Raw genomic sequence first — 17954 nt, forward strand, 5'->3', positions numbered from 1 at the left:
GCCGCCAGCCCCGCCAAGGCCCCCGCCGCCGCTGGCCGCCGGCCCCAGCCCGCCGCCAGGCCCACCGGGCCACGCGGCCCGGTGCCCGGCCTCAGCCAGCTTACGGCGCTGGTGCGCGACCGCCGGTTTCACCTGCTCGTGGGCTTCGGGCTGCTGCTGGGCTCGCTCTACCTCACTATTGCCTTTACCTCGTTTTTGCTGAGCGGGCGCGCCGACCAGAGCGTGGTGGCCGCCCTGGGCAGCGTGCCGGTGAAGGAAGCCGGCCAGGAATCGGGCAACTGGCTGGGGCTGCTAGGGGCCTGGCTGGCCGAAAAGCTCATTTACCGGGGCTTCGGGCTGGCATCGTACGCACTCATCCCAATCGTTTTTTTCCTGGGCTACAAAATTGTGTTTCGCCGTGCGGCGGGCTCGGTGAGCTACGTGCTGGCGCTAGGGTTCTTTACTATGCTGTGGGTCAGCGCGTTGCTGGGCTACGTGGTGGTGCAGCTGGCCCAGCCCGGCGCCGATGCCAGCCTGCCCGGTGCGGCGCAGGCCCATCGCCTCGACTGGCTAAGCGGCGGCGCGGGCTACGAGCTGGCGCTGTGGCTCGATTCGCTCATTGGCTGGGGCACGGTGCTGCTGCTGGCGTTCGGGCTCATCATGTTTGTGGTGTTTTTCTTCAACATCACCACCCTCAACCTCAGCCTGAGCGGTAAGGATGACGAAGACATTGAAGGCGAGGAAATAGAGGAGGAAAGCCCGGCTGCCGCCCCGGTAGCCAACCGCCCGGCCAAAGCGCCTGCATCCCGCGCCCCCGAGCCCGAAGCTGCCCCCGTGCCCACCCGCGAACCCGAGTTTGAGCCTGCTCCGCGCCCTAGCCCCCTTAAGGCACCGGTGCCAGCCAGCACCAGTTTTGAGGTGGTAGAGGCACCCGCCGACGAAGCCGACGAGGAAGTTTACCCCGCGCCTAGCCCCGGCCCGGCGGCGGCCACGGCGCTGGCCATTGCTCCGGCTGTGCCAGTAGTAGCGGTGCCGCTGGCCGCTGCCGCTGGCCCTGCATTCTCGTTCGAGCTGCCCGAGGCCGAGCCCGAAATGGCACCTGCTGCCCCTATGGTGGCTAGCATCCCCACGCCGCTTTCGCTGGCCGACCTGGCCGATGGGCCGCTGCCCGCGCCGGCCGTGGCTAGCCCCAGCCCGGCCGCGCTCAGCCAAAAGCTGGAGATAACCGTGCCCAGCCGCGACGACCTGGACCCCAACGCCGGGGCCGCCATCGCGGCCGTGGCCGACGAGGATGAGAATGCCGACGCCATGCCCGACGTCAACTATGACCCCACGCTCGACCTCTCGCGCTACCTCTTCCCCAACCTGGAGCTGCTCAACGACTACGGCGTGGCCAAGGCCCAGGTAACCAAGGAGGAACTCGAAGCCAACAAGGACCGCATCGTGGAAACGCTGGGGCACTACGGCATCACCATCGCCAGCATCAAGGCCACCATCGGGCCCACGGTTACGCTCTATGAGATTGTGCCCGAGGCGGGCGTGCGCATCTCCAAAATCAAGAGCCTGGAAGATGATATTGCTTTGAGCCTGGCCGCGTTAGGTATTCGCATTATCGCGCCCATTCCGGGCAAGGGCACCATCGGTATTGAGGTGCCGAACACCAAGAAGGAGATGGTGAGTATCCGCTCGGTGCTGGGTTCCGAGAAGTTCGCCCGTACCGAAATGGACCTGCCGGTGGCTTTTGGCCGCACCATTACCAACGAGGTTTTCGTGGCCGACCTGGCCAAAATGCCCCACTTGCTGATGGCCGGTGCCACCGGCCAGGGCAAGTCGGTGGGTTTGAACGTGATACTGGCCTCGCTGCTCTACAAGCGCCACCCGGCCACACTCAAATTCGTGCTGGTTGACCCGAAGAAGGTGGAACTCAGTATTTTCAACAAGATTGAGCGGCACTTCCTGGCCAAACTGCCCGACACCGAGGAGGCCATCATCACCGATACCAAAAAGGTGGTGAACACCCTGAACTCGCTGTGTATGGAGATGGACCGGCGCTACGACCTACTCAAGGAAGCCGGCTGCCGCAACCTCAAGGAGTACAACGCCAAGTTTATCGAGCGCCGCCTGAACCCGCGCAAAGGCCACCGCTTTTTGCCCTTCATCGTGCTGGTAATCGACGAGCTGGCCGACCTCATGATGACGGCCGGCAAGGAAGTCGAAACGCCCATTGCGCGCCTGGCGCAGCTGGCGCGGGCCATTGGTATTCACCTCATTGTGGCTACGCAACGGCCTAGTGTAAACGTCATTACGGGTATTATCAAGGCCAACTTCCCGTGCCGGATTTCCTTTAAGGTAACCAGCAAAATCGATTCGCGCACCATCCTCGACACCGGCGGAGCCGACCAGCTTATCGGGCAGGGCGACATGCTGTTTTCGGCGGGCTCCGACCTCATCCGGGTGCAGTGTGCCTTCATCGACACGCCCGAGGTGGACCGCCTCTGCGACTTTATTGGCGAGCAGCAGGGCTACGCCGACGCCTACCTGCTGCCCGAGGTGGCCGGCGCCGACGGCGACGAGGGCAGCGGCCAGGAAGAGCTAGACCCCAGCGAGCGCGATTCCATGTTTGCCGAAGCGGCGCGCTGCATTGTGTTGCACCAGCAGGGCTCTACCTCGCTCATTCAGCGCAAGCTGAAGCTGGGCTACAACCGCTCGGGCCGCCTCATGGACCAGTTGCAGCAGGCCGGCATCGTGGGCCCGTTTGAGGGCAGCAAGGCCCGCGCCGTGCTCATCCCCGATGAGTATCAGCTGGAGCAGCTGCTGAACACCTTGCCGAAATAAATGCCGCCGCCCCGGCGCTTTACCTCGCCGGGGCGGCCAATCTTTGGCCCCGCTTTTGCGTATCAGGCTTGGTCCGGCGTCAAACTGCCGGGCTTTTTCTTTCCCATGACCAAGCAATTCTCCCTGTTGGCGCTGGCCGCTAGCCTCGCCTTGCCCGCCGCCGCTCAGCAAGACCCCAAAGCCGGAAAAATTCTCGACGCGGTAAGCGCTAAGTACACGGCCCTCAAGTCGTTTCAGGCCAGCTTTACCCAAACACTGGAAAACCCCGCCGCCAAGCTTAAGCAAAACCTGACCGGCGATGTGACCGTGAGCGGCCAGAAGTACCACCTCACTACCAGCGGCCAGGAAGTCATCAACGATGGCAAAACGACTTGGACGTACCTCAAAAACGAGAACGAGGTCAACATCACGGAGTCGGACCCAACCAACCAGGATATGTCGCCGGCCCAGATGTATACCATGTACAAGAAAGGCTATAAATACACTTACGTGAAGTCGTTGAAGGATGGCGGCGTAGCCAGTGACCTCATCGAGCTATCGCCGGAAGACCGCAAAAACGACGTGTTTAAGGTGCAGCTCATCGTGGGCACGGCCGATAAAGCCATCCACAGCGTGAAGACGTTCAAGAAAAACGGCACGCGCACCACGTTCACCCTCAAGAACTTTAAGCCGAACGTGCCGGTGTCGGCTACTTCATTTGCCTTTGACAAGAACGCCCACAAGGGCGTGAAAGTGGTGGACCTGCGCTAGAATGTCTGTTTTAATACTAATCAGCCAAAAAGGCCCGTTTCTTCAGAAATGGGCCTTTTTCATTATCCTTGCAGGATGGATGAAAGATTGAGGCTTATTAAAATTGTTTCAGAGCAAGCGCAATATCTCATGCGTGAAACAGGAGGCTTGCTGCCATTTGCAGTTATTCTTGACAATGAAGGCCATGTGCGCCAACTAATATTGGATTGGGAAGAGGAGCATCCTGACGCAAGAGAATTAACAGTAGCCTTAGAAGCAGTAGTAAAAGTTAGACTAAAGTTTAAGTCCATTCTAGGAGGAGTAGTTTGTACAGACGTTCTTTATCGGCCGAATGGACAAGCTGAACAGCAGGACGCCTTACAAATGAAGCATTTGCTGCCGCAGGAAACGGAGTATTATTTCCAGCCTTATGTATCAGTGAATGATAAAACGTTTGTCTTCGCTGAAATTCTACGGGATGATATGAGTTGGGATAGATTGTCAGCGCTAGCCGAATAATATATGCGTGAAGATTTCCTCCACTACGTCTGGCAGCATCAATACTTTGACAAGGCAGACCTGCGCACGACGGCTGGCGAGGAAATTCAGGTGCTGCGCCCCGGCCAGCGCAACGCCGACGCCGGCCCCGATTTCCTGAATGCCCGCCTGCGCCTGGGCGATGTGGAGTGGAACGGCGCCGTCGAGATTCACCTGCGCGCTTCCGACTGGCAACGGCATAACCACCAGGTAGATGCCAAGTACGACCAGGTGGTGCTGCACGTAGTGCTCACGGCCGATGCCGACGTGCACCGCACCAATGGCAGCCTCATTCCGGCGCTGGCCCTAGCCCCGCGCCTGGCCCCCGGCCTGCTGGCCCGCTACGAGGCCCTGCTGGCCGCGCCCCCGGCCGCCCCGTTGCCCTGCGCGCCGCTGCTAGGGCAGGTGCCTATGCTAATGCGCACTATGATGACCGAGCGCGCTCTGCTGGAGCGCGTAGAGCACAAAGCCGATACCCTGGCCGAGCTGCACGCCCACCTGGGCCACGACTGGGAGGCCACCGCCTACCACGCCCTGATGGCGGCCTTCGGCTTTCAGAAAAATAGTGAGCCGCTGGCCCGGCTTGCCAAGGCCGTGCCGCTGCCCGTGCTGCGCCGCCACCGCCACGATGTGCGCCAGCTTGAAGCGCTACTCTTCGGCCAAGCCGGCTTTTTGCTGGAAAACGAGGAAACTGCCGGCGATACCTACTTGGCCGACCGGCGGCAGGAGCACGAGTTTTTGCGCCACAAGTATGGACTGGCCGAGGCCGCGCTGGCCCCGCACGAGTGGAACTACCTGCGCCTGCGGCCCGCCAATTTTCCGGCCGTGCGGCTAGGGCAGCTGGTGGGGCTGCTGCACCGGCGCCCGGCCCTGTTCGATGCCCTGCTCACGGCGGGCAGCGTGGCGGCGCTGAGCGAGTTTTTTGCCGGCGCCCCGGCGCCCGACTACTGGCGGCAGCACTTCCGGCCCGGCCGGGCCGGCAAAGTGCCCGCCCTGGGTAAGAGCAGTATCGACCTGCTGATTATCAACGTAGTGGTGCCCCTGCGCGTGGCCTACGCCCGCCACGTGGGCCAGCCGGCGCTGGTCGAAAGCAGCGTGGCACTCCTCACCGAGCTGCCGGCCGAGCACAACCAATACACCGACCTCTACGCCGACCTGGGCTTCGAGCACCGCACGGCGGCCGATTCGCAGGGGCTGCTAGCCCTGCACAAAGGCTACTGCCAGCCCCGGCGCTGCCTGCACTGCGCCATTGGCGGGCGGCTGGTGGGTGGGGCAGAGGCCCGCCTGCGCATCGTGCAATGAGGCTGCTCGTAATGGTGCTGCTGAACGGGCTGCTGGCCAGTACGTTCGCTTATTGGCTGCGGGGCGAATACCACCGGGCTGGGCCGCCCCTGCGCCGCTGGCTGCTGCCCGCCCTGGGGTGGCGGCTGCTGCTCACGGCCATCAGCAGCCAGTGGCCCAGCCCCGACCTGGTGGGCGCGGCCAAGTGGAGCCGGCTGCTGGGAGCTTTTTTCCGGGAACGGCCTGGCCAGGTGTGGGCCACGCTGCAAGGCGCTAGCTTTCAGGTAAGTAGCCAGCACATTGCTTTCTATCAATGGTCGGGTACGCTCTTCTACTACAAAGTGCTGGCGCTGCTGAGCATTGCCTCGGGGGGCGCGCTGTGGCTGAACGGGCTGTACCTCAGTTTGCTGGCCTTTGTAGCCTGCTGGGCCGTGGTGCGGGCAGTCAGCCAAACGTTTCGGCTGGCCCCGGCGGCGGCCGGCGTGGCCTGGCTGGCCTGGCCCTCGGTAGTGTGGTGGACGGCCGGCTTCACTAAAGAAACGCTGGTGGTGGGGGCCGGGGCGGGCCTGGTAGCCCTGGCGCTGCCCACCCTTTATGGCGAGGACCGGCCGCGTTTCTGGCCGGCAGTGGGCCGGGCGGCGCTTTTCCTCCTGCTAGCCTGGCTGATGGTGCGGATGCGGTATTTCTTTGCGCTGCCGCTGCTCGGGGGGCTGCTGGCGCTGGCGGCCGTGCGCCTGGCCACCCGGCGGCACTGGCTGGGGCGCAGTGGGCTGGCCCAGGTTGGTGGCTTGCTGCTGGGGCTGGCCCTGGCAAGCGGGGGGGCGCTGGCGCTAGGGGGGCAGCACGTGGCTCTCAGCTACTTCAGCCGGGAGGTAGGCGCTAACTACCGCTATGGCCTGCGCACCTCGGCGGGCCGGCCGCACCTCGAATACGCCGATTGGCAGCCCACGCCGGCGGGCCTCGTGCGGCACGCGCCGCTGGCCGCCGCGCAGGTGCTGGTGCGGCCCTGGCCCGGCGAGTCGGCCCGGTTGCAGTACGTAGGCGTGGGGCTGGAAAACGCCCTGCTGTGCACCCTGCTGGGCCTGGCGCTGGTAGCGGCCGGGCGGGGCCGGGCGGGCCGGCTGCCGGTGGCTTTGGTGGTAGTGCTAGGGCTGTATTGCCTGCTGCTGGCCGCCTTTATCGGCCTGAGCACGCCCAACCTGGGCACCCTGAGCCGCTACCGCGTGGCCCTGCTGCCGTGGCTGCTGCTGCTGGTTTTGCAAAACGACTACGCCCGTGGCTTGTTAAAGAAGCTGGGGCTCTGAGCGGCAGCGGCACCCGGGCCAGCCAGGCGGCTCGCCTTCCGTAGCCCTGTTCGTACCTTTGCCTACTTATGGAAAACCCTGTTATCATTCTCGGCGCGCAAGCCGTGGGCACTGCCGCGCTGGATGCTTTCTTATCAAACGACGTGGTGGTGTACTGCCTGCTCGACGATGAGCCCAAGCTGCACAACACCGAGCTGCTCGACGTACCCGTGATGGGCAACACCGACGACGGCGAGCTGCTGAAGCTGCTGGGCAAGAAGTGCGAAGTCTTCGTGGCTACCGAAGATGCCGCCAGCCGCCGCAGCCTCACCAAGATGCTGCGCGAGGAGTACGAAGTGGTGCCCGTCAACAGCATTCACCAGCGCGCCAGCGTGTCGCCGCACGCCGAGCTGGGGCACGGCAACTACGTGGGCCCCAATGTCGTGGTGGCTGCTAATGCTAAGGTTGGCGAGGGGGTTTTGATTGGCCCCAATGCCGTGGTGGAAGGCCAGGCTACCGTGGGCGACTACGCCCAACTGGGCAGCGGCGCCCAGGTAGGCGTGGGGGCTAGCGTGGGCGCTAATGCCTTTGTGGGCGCGGGCGCCGTGCTGGTAGCCGGTGTGAAAGTAGGCGACAAGGCCCGCGTAGGCGCCGGCTCGGTGGTGGTGGCCGATGTGCCGGCCGGCCAAACGGTATTCGGCAACCCGGCGGCTAAGGTTTAAATTAGAAATTGAAAATTATGAATTAAAAATAGCTGTTTGCCACATAAAAAGTGAGTGGCTCAGGCCTCAATTCATAATTTCTAATTCATAATTTTTAATTGAAAAATGTATCAAGTCCTTCTTTATTACTGCTATACGCCGCTCGACAACCCCGAGCAGTTTCGCGACGAGCACCACCGCTTGTGCCTCGGCCTGGACTTGCGCGGGCGCATTATCGTGGCCGCTGAGGGCCTGAACGGCACCGTGTCGGGCACCCGCGAGGCGTGCGCCGCCTACATGGCCGCCGTGCAGGCCGACCCGCGCTTTGCGGCGCTGGAGTTTAAGGTGGATGAGGTGGCTAGCCACGCGTTTCAGAAGCTGCACGTGCGGGTAAAGCCCGAAATCGTGCACAGCAGCCTGCACCACGTGCGCCCGCACGAGAAAACCGGCCAGCACCTCAGCCCGCAGGAATTCAAGGAGTTGAAGGACCGCGACGACGTGGTGGTGGTCGATGTGCGCTCGGACTACGAGTACAATCTCGGCCGCTTCAAAAATGCCGTAACGCTGGATATCGAGAATTTCCGCGACTTCCCCGAGCGCGTCGAGCGCCTGCAAGAGTTCAGGGATAAGAAAATTCTGACCTATTGCACCGGCGGCGTGAAGTGCGAAAAAGCCACTGCTTTCCTGCTGGAGCAAGGTTTTGAGAACGTGTACCAGCTGCACGGCGGCATTATCAAGTACGGCATTGAGGCGGGCGGCGAAGACTTCGAAGGCCAGTGCTACGTGTTCGATGGCCGCGTGGCAGTTGATGTCAACCGCGTGAACCCTAGCGTGATATCGCGCTGCCACCACTGCCAGCAGCCCTCGGCCAGGCTTATCAACTGCGCCAACCCGCACTGCAACGCCCACCTGCCGCTCTGCGAAAGCTGCGGCGAAACCCTGCAAGGCGCCTGCTCGGAAACCTGCGCTACGCACCCCGACAAGCGCCCCTACGACGGTACGGGCACGTATCCGAAAATCAGCAACCACTACACGCCCGCGCAGGGGCTAGCCTCGTATCGGGGTTAATTCATCTTTTTTTAGTCGTCATGCTGAGCGCAGCGGAGCGGAGTCGAAGCATCTTGCTTGGTGAACTAACTCCTAATGCTAGCAACGAAGCGGCAGAGGTGCCTCGACTCCGCTCCGCTGCGCTCAGCATGACGTTTAGTTTGGCACTAGCAAGACAAGAACTTTGCCCATGATTCCCGAATCCGAACTTATCCTGAACCCCGACGGCACGATTTACCACCTGAATCTGCTGCCCGACCATATTTCCGATACCATTCTGACTGTGGGCGACCCGGCGCGGGTGGCGCAGGTGAGCCGGCATTTCGACTCCATCGAGTTTGAGGGCACGCACCGCGAGTTTGTAACCCACGTGGGCTACTACCGCGGCAAGCGCCTCACGGTGCTGAGCACGGGTATGGGCACCGACAACATTGATATCGTGATGAATGAGCTTGATGCGCTCGTTAACATCGACTTCCTCTCGCGCACCGTGCGCCCGGTAGAGGAGCGCATGAACCTGCGCATCATCCGGCTAGGCACCAGCGGCAGCTTGCAGGCCGACGTGCCGGTAGGCTCGCTGCTGGCCACGCAGCACGCCATCGGCCTCGATTCACTCATGCAGTTTTACCCGTTTGTGGAAACCGGCCTCGAAACCCAGGTTGCCCGGGACTTGCAGCAGCACCTGGGCCTGCCCTTCGCGCCCTACGTGGTGCGCGGCTCCGACCTGCTGCGCGAGCAGTTGGCCGCCGACCTGCTCATCGGCAATACCGTGACGTGCCCCGGCTTCTACGGCCCGCAGGGCCGCCGCCTGCGCCTCGACCTGCGCTCGGGCGACTACATGCAGCGCCTCCAAAACTTCCGCCACCAGAGCCCGGAGGGCGATTTCCGCCTCTCCAACTTCGAGATGGAAACCGCTGGCTACTACGCGCTAGGCCAGCTATTGGGCCATGAGGTGCTGAGCCTCAACGCCATTGTGGCCAACCGCGCCACCGGCGAGTTTGCCAAAAACGCCGGCGACGTAGTAGACACGCTCATCGCTCGCACGCTTGCCCTCCTCTAAATCACGGATTACGCGGATTTTAGCGGATTGCCCGGATTTTGTGGACGGCGCAGCTTCCGCATCCTCAGTTCAAAGCAAAAAAGGCTACCCAAATGGGTAGCCTTTTTTGTTGCAACTCTTGCGCTGGAAAAAGGGGCTAGCACCGTCCACAAAATCCGGGCAATCCGCTAAAATCCGCGTAATCCGTGATTTAGTAGAAGTCGAACCCTAGCACGGCGCGCAGGGGCAGCGTAATGCCGGCTTTCAGGCTAAGGTACTCGGGGTGCGCGCCCCACACGGTGGTTTGCACGCGCTTGGGTTGGCCGTCGGCGGTTTGAAAGAAAATATCGAGCTTGCCCTGGTAGGTATTGCCGAGGCGGGCGGCGCGCTCGGCATCGGCCCGGCGGCGCTCGCGGGCGGCTTTGTCGGCCAGCACGTCTTCAGGGGCGAAGCGCAGGGTTGGAAGACTCTCTTTTTCAACAGTTTCAACCGGCTGGTTGGTGGTGGGGGCGAACATAGGTAGTAGCAGCGGTAGGTGAGAGAAAGTGCGGGAAAGCCTCTTTACGTAAGGGTAAGCTCCCTTATTGTACCAACTTCGGGCCAGTTCGGTTTACAATTCGGCCGCTAAAAATTCCATGGTATCGATGCCGTCGGCGTAGTCGCCCACCCCGGGGTTTTGGGCGCGGCCCAGCGGGAAGGAGCCCGGGTAGCGCCCGCCGGCCGATACGAGGCACTGCGTTTGGGCCGCCACATCGGTAAGCTGGTCGAGCAAGTCGATTTCCTGGGTGTAGGTGCTGTAGTGCACCACCGAGATGGGCGAAACGAGCGCCGTTTGCTCGGTCAAGAGCAGAAAACCGTTGTCGAAGTGCGGCACCGCATTCACGAGCATAATGCTCTTGTTGTAGTCGTAGTTGTTCTGGTACTTGTGGTGATTGAGCACGCCGTGCCAGGTTTGCAGCGCATCGAGCAGGGGCACAAAATTGTAGCCCTCCGGCACGTAGAGCTTGCTCACGTTGCGGCAGCCCAGGCCGTAGTATTGGAAAATATCGGGGCCAAGCTCGGCTAGCTCCTCCGGCGTTTCGCGGCCGGTGAGAATAGCCAGACTGGTGCGGTTGCGCCGGATAAGGTGCGGCCGGCTCTTAAAATAAAACTCGAAGTAGCGGGCCGTATTGTCCGAGCCCGTGGCAATGAAGGCATCGGCCGCATTGAGGCGCTCCACAAACTGGATGCGCTCGGCAAAGGCCGGCTCAATATCGGTCAGCTCTTTGGCGACCCAGAGCATAAGCACGGTGTCGTCTTTGCTAGGCTTGGCCAGCAGCGTGTGGCCGCTCAGCAGCACGCACAGCAGGTCGTGGAAGCCCACGAGCGGGATGTTGCCGGCCATCACCACGCCCACTTTGCGGGGCTCGGTGGGCTCGGCGGGGTAGCGGCCGGCCCAGCGGGTTAGCGCGGGCTCGGCCAGCAGGTGGGCAATGCCCGTGATGGCGGCGCGCACATTAGGCAGGTCGAACCAGGCGTTGCGGTTGCGGGCGCGGGCGGCCAAGTCGGTCAGTTCGTCTTCGGAGAGGCTAGCGAGGCGGCGGCCCAGCGCCGCGAAGGCCGCCAGACGGGCAGAATGATTCAGCATAAGAAAGGAGTAGCAGCGAGCCGGAATGGGCCGTACTTTTGAGGGTTCAAGGCGGCCAGTTCCGGCGCGTTTACGTACAGCCGGGCAGCTTTGACCAAGCAAAATTACTCACTAGCATAAGGAGACGACGGCAATGGCCATCATGATAACCGACGAGTGCATCAACTGTGGTGCCTGCGAACCGGAATGCCCCAACACCGCCATTTACGAGGGCGGCGCCCAGTGGCGCTGGGCCGATGGCACCACGCTGAAGGAAGTACAGACCATCGACGGCAAAACCGCCGGCGGCACCGACCCCCAAAAGCCGGTTTCCAACGAGTATTACTACATCGTAACCGATAAGTGCACCGAGTGCGTGGGCTTTCACGAGGAGCCGCAGTGCGCCGCCGTGTGCCCCGTAGACTGCTGCGTCGATGACCCCGACCACCGCGAAAGCCGCGAGCGCCTCACCCAGAAGCAGCAGTGGCTGCACAAGGCCGCGTAAAGCAGTAGCGCGGACTTTGTAGTCCGCGTTTGGCTGCGTGCCACCAAAACGTCCGTCATGCTGAGCTTGCCGAAGCATCTTGGCTGGTTGCGTAAGGGTACTATTCCTTCCGTGCCCTAGCAAGATGCTTCGACAAGCTCAGCATGACGGACGTTTTTGGTTTAGTTGAGATTGAAGAGCCGTCGGCTAGCATCCTGCTCAACCGCCAGCAGCGCCAGAAACTCCTTTCGCGATACCTCCTCCGCGCCCAGCGCCGCCATGTGCGGCGTCAGCTGCTGAATATCAAACCAGCTAGCCCCTTTCGCCCGCAGGTGCTCAGATAAAGCTAAAACGGCCAGCTTCGAGGCATTGGGCCGAAGGTGAAACATGCTTTCGCCCGCAAACACCCCTAGCACGGCCACGCCGTAGAGGCCGCCCACCAGCTCGTCGCCCTCCCACACTTCCACGCTGTGGGCGTGGCCAGCGGCGTGCAGCTCCGTATAGCCGCGCACCAGTTGCGGCGTTATCCAGGTGCCCTCCTGGCCGGGGCGCGGCTGGGCCTGGCACGCCCGCATCACCTGCCCAAACGCGGTGTCGAAGCTGATGCGCCACGGCGACTGCCGCTGCGCCCGCGCCAGGCTGCGGCCCACGTGTAGGCTAGCCAGCCGCAAAATGCCCCGGCGCGGCGGGCAAAACCAGGCCAGCGGCCACCCCGGCACCGGCCACGGAAAAATGCCCTGCGCATACGCCGCCACCAGGTTTTCGACAGTGGGCTGGCCGCCGAGCAGCAGCAGGCCGTCGAGGTCGTCGCGCGCGGCGGTGGGTGGGGGGAAGGTGAGGGTCATTAAGAAATAAACCTGCTTTTTAGTAGTATTGAAATTGCTTTTCAGTGAATGGCAGTAAGGGTATTATAACACTGCATCGCTAAAGTTTCTCATAAAAAGCTTCGTCAATATCACGTGGAGCCTCAATAGAAACTACTCTTCCAAATTGTCTTCTCACAGGCAAGTCACAGAGCATAGCTCCTGGGCCAAGGACTACTTTGGGCAGGTATTTGTCGTCCTCATCGGGGAGAAAATTATAAAGAAGTATCCTGTCACCATCGGTTCTCCATTTGTCTTCATTTTTAAATAGTAGGCGTCGGTCGCTTTGAGCATATAAGGTTCTCACATAGGTGCCATTACGTAGTATTTTGAGTGTATCAAGATTATTATTTAAGCCTTTTATGATATATATCCCACTGAGTTCTTCTTGCTTAGCGCTACAAGAACTGAAGGCAAGGCCCATTGCTAGGAGCGCTAAGTGGAGCGAGGATGGTTTTTGTATCATGTCTAATTCAAGGTGTAATTTTTATGGCAATGCACAAATTAACAACTTACAGCCTTCGTCTATGTACTGACATATCTCCGCACCCTGCCAACCCCGCCGTACTTTTGCTACTTAGCAGCAGACCCCCGACCACATGTCCCTAGCCAAAACTTACTCGCCCGCTGACGTTGAAGCCAAATGGTACCAGCGCTGGCAGGAGCAGGGCTTTTTCCAAGCCAAACCCAACCCCCGCAAGCAGCCCTACACCGTGGTCATTCCGCCGCCCAACGTGACGGGCGTGCTGCACATGGGCCACATGCTCAACAATACCATCCAGGACGTGCTCGTGCGCCGCGCCCGGATGCAGGGCAAGGAAGCCTGCTGGGTGCCCGGCACCGACCACGCCAGCATCGCCACCGAGGCCAAAGTAGTGGCCATGCTCAAGGAGCAGGGTATCAATAAGAAAGACCTGAGCCGCGAGGATTTCCTGACCCACGCCTGGGCCTGGAAGGAGAAGTACGGCGGCATCATCCTGGAGCAGCTCAAGCAGCTCGGTGCCAGTTGCGACTGGAGCCGCACGCGCTTCACGATGGAGCCCAAACTGACCGAGGCCGTGCTGCGCGTGTTCGTAGACTTGTACCGCAAGGGCCTGATTTACCGCGGCGTGCGCATGGTGAACTGGGACCCGCTGGGCGGCACCGCCATCTCGGACGAGGAAGTGATTCCGAAGGACACCCAGGCCAAGATGTACCACCTCAAGTACGAGGTGGTGGGCCAGCCCGGCCGCTTCCTCACGGTGGCTACCTCGCGCCCCGAAACGGTGATGGCCGACGTGGCCGTGGCCGTGAACCCCACCGACCCGCGCTACCAGGACCTGGCCGGGCAGCGCGTGCGCATCCCGCTGCTGGGCCGCGAAATCCCGGTTATTCAGGACGAGTACGTGACGGTGGACTTCGGCACGGGCGCGCTGAAAGTGACGCCCGCCCACGACCTGAACGACTACGAGCTGGGCCTGAAACACAACCTGCCGGTTATTGATATTCTGAACGATAACGGTACGCTGAACGAGAAAGCCGAGCTGTACGTGGGGCAGGACCGGTTTGCGGCCCGCCGCAACATCGTGAAGGATTTGCAGGAAGCCGGCCTGCTCGATAAAATCGAGGAGTACGCCAGCATCGTGCAGACCTCGGAGCGCACCGGGGCCGTGATTGAGCCCAAGCTGAGCTTGCAGTGGTTCCTGAAAATGGAGCACCTCGCCAAGCCCGCCCTTGAAGTGGTGGAAAACGACACCATCAAGCTGCACCCGCCCAAGTTCAAGAACATGTACCGGGTGTGGATGGAGAACGTGCGCGACTGGTGCATCTCGCGCCAGCTGTGGTGGGGCCAGCGCATTCCGGCCTACTACCTGCCTGATGGCTCGTTTGTAGTGGCCCAGAACGAGGCCGAAGCCGTGGAGCTGGCCCGCGAGCAGAGCGGCAACAACGCCTTGCAAGCCAGCGACCTGCGCCAGGACGAGGACGTGCTCGATACCTGGTTTTCGTCGTGGCTGTGGCCCATCTCGGTGTTCGACGGCTTCGACGACCCCGACAACGCCGACATCAACTACTTCTACCCGACCAATGACCTCGTGACGGCCCCCGAAATCCTGTTTTTCTGGGTGGCGCGCATGATTATGGCCGGGCTGGAATACCGCAAGGAAGTGCCGTTCAAGAACGTGTACCTGACTGGCATTGTGCGCGATGCGCAAGGCCGCAAGATGAGCAAGCAGCTCGGCAACTCGCCCGACCCGCTCGACCTCATCCGCGACTTTGGGGCCGATGCGGTACGCACGGGCATGCTATTCTCGTCGCCCGCCGGCAACGACCTGTTCTACGACCAGAAGCTGATTGACCAGGGGCGTAACTTCAACAACAAGCTCTGGAACGCCTTCCGCTTGGTGAAAGGCTGGGAGGTTGACAACTCATTGCCTTTCGCTAATGTGCAGGCCGTGAGCTGGTTTGAGGCCAAGTTGGCCGAAACCATAGCGGTGCTCGATGAGCACTTCGACAAGTTTCGGATGAGCGACGCGCTGCTGACGGTGTACAAGCTGGTGTGGGACGACTTCTGCGGGCAGTACCTCGAAATGGTGAAGCCCGCCTATCAGCACCCGATTGATGCCGATACGCTGCGCGCCACCGTGAGCTTCCTCGAAACGCTGCTCAAGCTGCTGCACCCGTTCATGCCCTTCATCACCGAAGAGCTGTGGCACGAGCTGGCCGAGCGCGGCCCCAAAGACTATGTGTGCGTGGCCCACTGGCCTAAGGTGCTAGCGCCCGCCGACAGCGCCGACACCCTGGCCGAAATGGACAAGGCCCTCGCCATCGTGGCCGGCGTGCGCAACGTGCGCAATCAGAAGAACTTAGGCCCGGTGAAGCCGCTGGAGCTAGCCGTGAAAACCGACGACCAAGCGGCCATTCTGGCTTACGCTTCACTGGTGCGTAAGCTGGCTAATCTCAGCAGCTTGTCCTTTACGCAGGAGGCGCTGGCTGGCGCGGTCAGCTTCGTGCTGGGCGGCAATGAGTTCTTTATCCCGCTCGACATGCAGGTAGATGCCGCCGCCGAGCGCGCCCGCGTGGAGAAGGAGCTGGAATACGCCATCGGCTTCCGCGACTCGGTGAATAAGAAGCTGGGCAACGAGAAATTCGTGGCCAATGCCAAGCCCGATGTGCTGGAGCGCGAGCGCCAGAAGCTGGCCGATGCCGAGGCAAAAATCGCGGCCCTGGAGCAAGCCCTGAAAGCCTTGTAAACAAGGCTTGTGCCGAATAACAGAACGCCCGTTCTGCCTGATAACTATCGGGTAAAACGGGCGTTCTGATAAACTTAAGCCGCATAGCACGGGCTGAAACAGCCTTTGGTGTGGCGCTTAAATGGCGTTGCAAGAAGCTGCGTACTTATCGTTTCCAGCGTTTCTTTGTAGGTATTACTCAATAGTTTGTCCGAATGAAAATACTATCTACGCTTTGGATTGGCTACCTGACGACCCTAGCCGCCCTATCGGCGCAGGGCCAGGCGGCGTCCACTTCTTCCCCCATGTCTCCTCCACCCATTGCCACCGTTAAGGCCAAGCAGCTGACCTCGCCCCACGGCACCCGTACCGATAACTACTACTGGCTCAACGAGCGCGACAACCCGCAGGTACTCAGCTACCTCAGGCAGGAAAACGTTTATACCGACCAGCAGATGGCCCCGGTAAAAGGGCTGGAAGAGAAGCTCTTCACTGAGATGAAGGGCCGCATCAAGGAGCAGGATGCCTCGGTGCCCTACCGCGACCACGGCTACTACTACTACACCCGCTACGAAACCGGCGGCGAGTACCCGCTCTACTGCCGCAAGGAAGGTAGCCTGACGGCGCCCGAGGAAATTATGCTCAACGGCAACGAGATGGGCCAGGGCAAGGCCTACTTCGCCATTGGGGGCTACGAGGTGAGCGACGACAACCAGACGCTGGCCTACGGCACCGACAGCGTGAGCCGCCGCCTCTACACGCTACGCTTCAAAAACCTGAAAACCGGCCAGCTCTACCCCGAGAAGATTGCCAATACGGCCGGCTCGGCAGTGTGGGCGGCCGATAACAAAACCGTTTTCTACGCCAAAAAGGACGTGGGTACGCTGCTGGCCTACCAGGTGTACCGCCACACGCTCGGCACCGACCCTAGCCACGACGTGCTGGTATATGAGGAAAAGGACAACACCTTCGGCGTCAACATCGCGCGCAGCAAGTCGCGCCAGTACATCGGCATCACGCTGCACAGCTCGCTGTCGTCGGAATACCGCTACCTGGAGGCTGGCAAGCCCACCGGCGCGTTCAAGGTTTTCCTGAAGCGCGAGCCCGACCACCTCTACGAGGTGCAGGACGCCAACGGCGAGTTCTACGTGCTCACCAACTGGGAGGCGCCCAACTTCCGGGTGATGGCCACGCCGCTCAGCAACACCAATAAGGCGCAGTGGGAAGACGTGGTGCCGCAGCGCGAAGATGTCTTCATCGAGCAGATGGAACTGTTCAAAAACTACCTCGTGCTGAACGAGCGCGCCGAGGGCCTGCGCGAAATGCGCGTAATTAACCTGGGTACCGAAATCGGGCAGATTATCCCGTTCCGCGAAACGGCTTATACCACGTTCATCGGGGCCAACCCCGAGTTTGATACGCCCACGCTGCGCCTCACCTACACGTCGTTTACCACGCCCACCAGCACCTACGACTACAACATGGACACTCAGAAGCTGACCCTGCTGAAGGAGCAGCCGGTGCTAGGGGGCTTCAACAAGGAAGACTACGTAACGGAGCGCGTGTTTGTGAAAGCCCGCGACGGCAAGGAAATCCCGCTGACCATCGTCTACAAAAAAGGCTTTAAGAAGGACGGCAACGGCCCGCTGCTGCAATACGCCTACGGCTCGTATGGCTTGTCGATGGACCCTACCTTCTCCTCGGCGCGCCTGAGCCTGCTCAACCGGGGCTTTGCCTACGCGCTGTGCAGCATCCGGGGCGGGCAGGAGCTAGGCCGCCAGTGGTTTGAGGACGGCCGCATGCTACACAAGAAAAACTCGTTCACCGACTTCATCGACTGCTCGCTCTACCTCATTAAGAATAAGTACACCGCGCCCGCCAAGCTGTTTGCCCAGGGCGGCAGCGCGGGTGGCCTGCTGATGGGCGCGGTAGTAAACATGCGCCCCGACCTCTACAAGGGCGTGATTGCGGCCGTGCCGTTCGTGGATGTGGTCACGACCATGTCCGACGCCAGCATTCCGCTCACCACCGGCGAGTACGACCAGTGGGGCAACCCCGCCGAGAAAAAGTACTATGACTACATGCTCTCGTACTCGCCCTACGACAACGTAAAGGACCAGAACTACCCCAACATGCTCGTGCTCACGGGCCTGCACGACTCGCAGGTGCAGTACTTCGAGCCCGCCAAGTGGGTGGCCAAGCTGCGCGCCACCAAAACCGACAACCACCTGCTGCTGCTGCACACCGACATGGAAGCCGGCCACGGCGGCGCCTCGGGCCGCTTCAAGGCGCTGCACGACGTGGCGCGGCAATACGCGTTCCTGTTCCTGCTGCTAGGACCGAAAACGACGATGTAAGTGG

The 17954-nt window shown here is 61.3% G+C and carries 15 protein-coding genes; 11 read left to right on the top strand and 4 right to left on the bottom strand.

Annotated elements, in window-relative coordinates; genetic code table 11:
• From Q5H89_RS15145 to Q5H89_RS15180, 8 genes are all read left to right on the top strand, one after another.
• The coding region (locus Q5H89_RS15145) for an FtsK/SpoIIIE family DNA translocase (protein ID WP_305020184.1) at positions 1–2814 on the top strand (2814 nt) is incomplete at its 5' end.
• Between the two features lie 105 nt (positions 2815–2919).
• Positions 2920–3564 carry a LolA family protein gene (locus Q5H89_RS15150; protein WP_305020185.1) on the top strand — a complete coding sequence of 215 codons (645 nt, stop codon included), beginning with the start codon at positions 2920–2922 and terminating at the stop codon, positions 3562–3564.
• A gap of 75 nt (positions 3565–3639) precedes the next feature.
• Positions 3640–4062, top strand: coding sequence for a hypothetical protein (locus Q5H89_RS15155; protein WP_305020186.1), 423 nt, complete (start codon positions 3640–3642; stop codon positions 4060–4062).
• Positions 4063–4065: 3 nt separating this feature from the next.
• Complete coding sequence (locus Q5H89_RS15160; RefSeq protein WP_305020187.1) at positions 4066–5382, top strand: DUF2851 family protein; 1317 nt, start codon at positions 4066–4068, stop codon at positions 5380–5382.
• On the top strand, positions 5379–6665 hold the full coding sequence (locus Q5H89_RS15165; RefSeq protein ID WP_305020188.1) for a hypothetical protein: 1287 nt from the start codon (positions 5379–5381) through the stop codon (positions 6663–6665). The genes Q5H89_RS15160 and Q5H89_RS15165 overlap by 4 nt, the downstream gene beginning before the upstream one ends.
• Before the next feature lie 68 nt (positions 6666–6733).
• On the top strand, positions 6734–7366 hold the full coding sequence (locus Q5H89_RS15170; RefSeq protein WP_305020189.1) for a NeuD/PglB/VioB family sugar acetyltransferase: 633 nt from the start codon (positions 6734–6736) through the stop codon (positions 7364–7366).
• A gap of 105 nt (positions 7367–7471) precedes the next feature.
• Entirely contained in the window at positions 7472–8413 is a 942-nt protein-coding gene (trhO, locus tag Q5H89_RS15175) for an oxygen-dependent tRNA uridine(34) hydroxylase TrhO (protein WP_305020190.1), read from the top strand.
• Positions 8414–8582: 169 nt separating this feature from the next.
• Positions 8583–9452 (top strand): nucleoside phosphorylase, encoded by an 870-nt coding sequence (locus Q5H89_RS15180; protein ID WP_305020191.1) that lies wholly within the window; start codon positions 8583–8585, stop codon positions 9450–9452.
• A 190-nt stretch (positions 9453–9642) separates the two neighbouring features.
• Here the strand turns inward: Q5H89_RS15180 and Q5H89_RS15185 are convergent, their stop codons facing one another.
• Both Q5H89_RS15185 and Q5H89_RS15190 read right to left on the bottom strand, forming a co-directional pair.
• On the bottom strand, positions 9643–9948 hold the full coding sequence (locus Q5H89_RS15185) for a hypothetical protein (protein ID WP_305020192.1): 306 nt from the start codon (positions 9946–9948) through the stop codon (positions 9643–9645).
• A 93-nt stretch (positions 9949–10041) separates the two neighbouring features.
• Positions 10042–11058: an acyl-CoA reductase gene (locus tag Q5H89_RS15190; protein ID WP_305020193.1), complete on the bottom strand. Its 1017-nt coding sequence runs from the start codon at positions 11056–11058 to the stop codon at positions 10042–10044.
• Positions 11059–11191: 133 nt separating this feature from the next.
• On the opposite strand from Q5H89_RS15190, the gene Q5H89_RS15195 reads away from it, so the two are divergent.
• On the top strand, positions 11192–11542 hold the full coding sequence (locus tag Q5H89_RS15195) for a 4Fe-4S binding protein (protein WP_305020194.1): 351 nt from the start codon (positions 11192–11194) through the stop codon (positions 11540–11542).
• A gap of 161 nt (positions 11543–11703) precedes the next feature.
• On the opposite strand, the gene aat is transcribed toward Q5H89_RS15195, so the two are convergent.
• Both aat and Q5H89_RS15205 read right to left on the bottom strand, forming a co-directional pair.
• A complete protein-coding gene (gene aat / locus Q5H89_RS15200) occupies positions 11704–12366 on the bottom strand; it encodes a leucyl/phenylalanyl-tRNA--protein transferase (RefSeq protein ID WP_305020195.1) in 663 nt (220 codons plus the stop codon).
• Positions 12367–12445: 79 nt separating this feature from the next.
• Positions 12446–12808, bottom strand: coding sequence for a hypothetical protein (locus Q5H89_RS15205; RefSeq protein WP_305020196.1), 363 nt, complete (start codon positions 12806–12808; stop codon positions 12446–12448).
• 175 nt (positions 12809–12983) lie between these two features.
• Here Q5H89_RS15205 and Q5H89_RS15210 point away from each other — a divergent pair, with 175 nt between their 5' ends.
• Positions 12984–15614 (top strand): valine--tRNA ligase, encoded by a 2631-nt coding sequence (locus tag Q5H89_RS15210; RefSeq protein ID WP_305020197.1) that lies wholly within the window; start codon positions 12984–12986, stop codon positions 15612–15614.
• Between the two features lie 194 nt (positions 15615–15808).
• Positions 15809–17950 (top strand): S9 family peptidase, encoded by a 2142-nt coding sequence (locus Q5H89_RS15215; protein WP_305020198.1) that lies wholly within the window; start codon positions 15809–15811, stop codon positions 17948–17950.
• Positions 17951–17954: the final 4 nt, after the last annotated feature.

The sequence above is a fragment of the Hymenobacter cheonanensis genome, from assembly GCF_030581075.1.
Lineage (GTDB): Bacteria > Bacteroidota > Bacteroidia > Cytophagales > Hymenobacteraceae > Hymenobacter.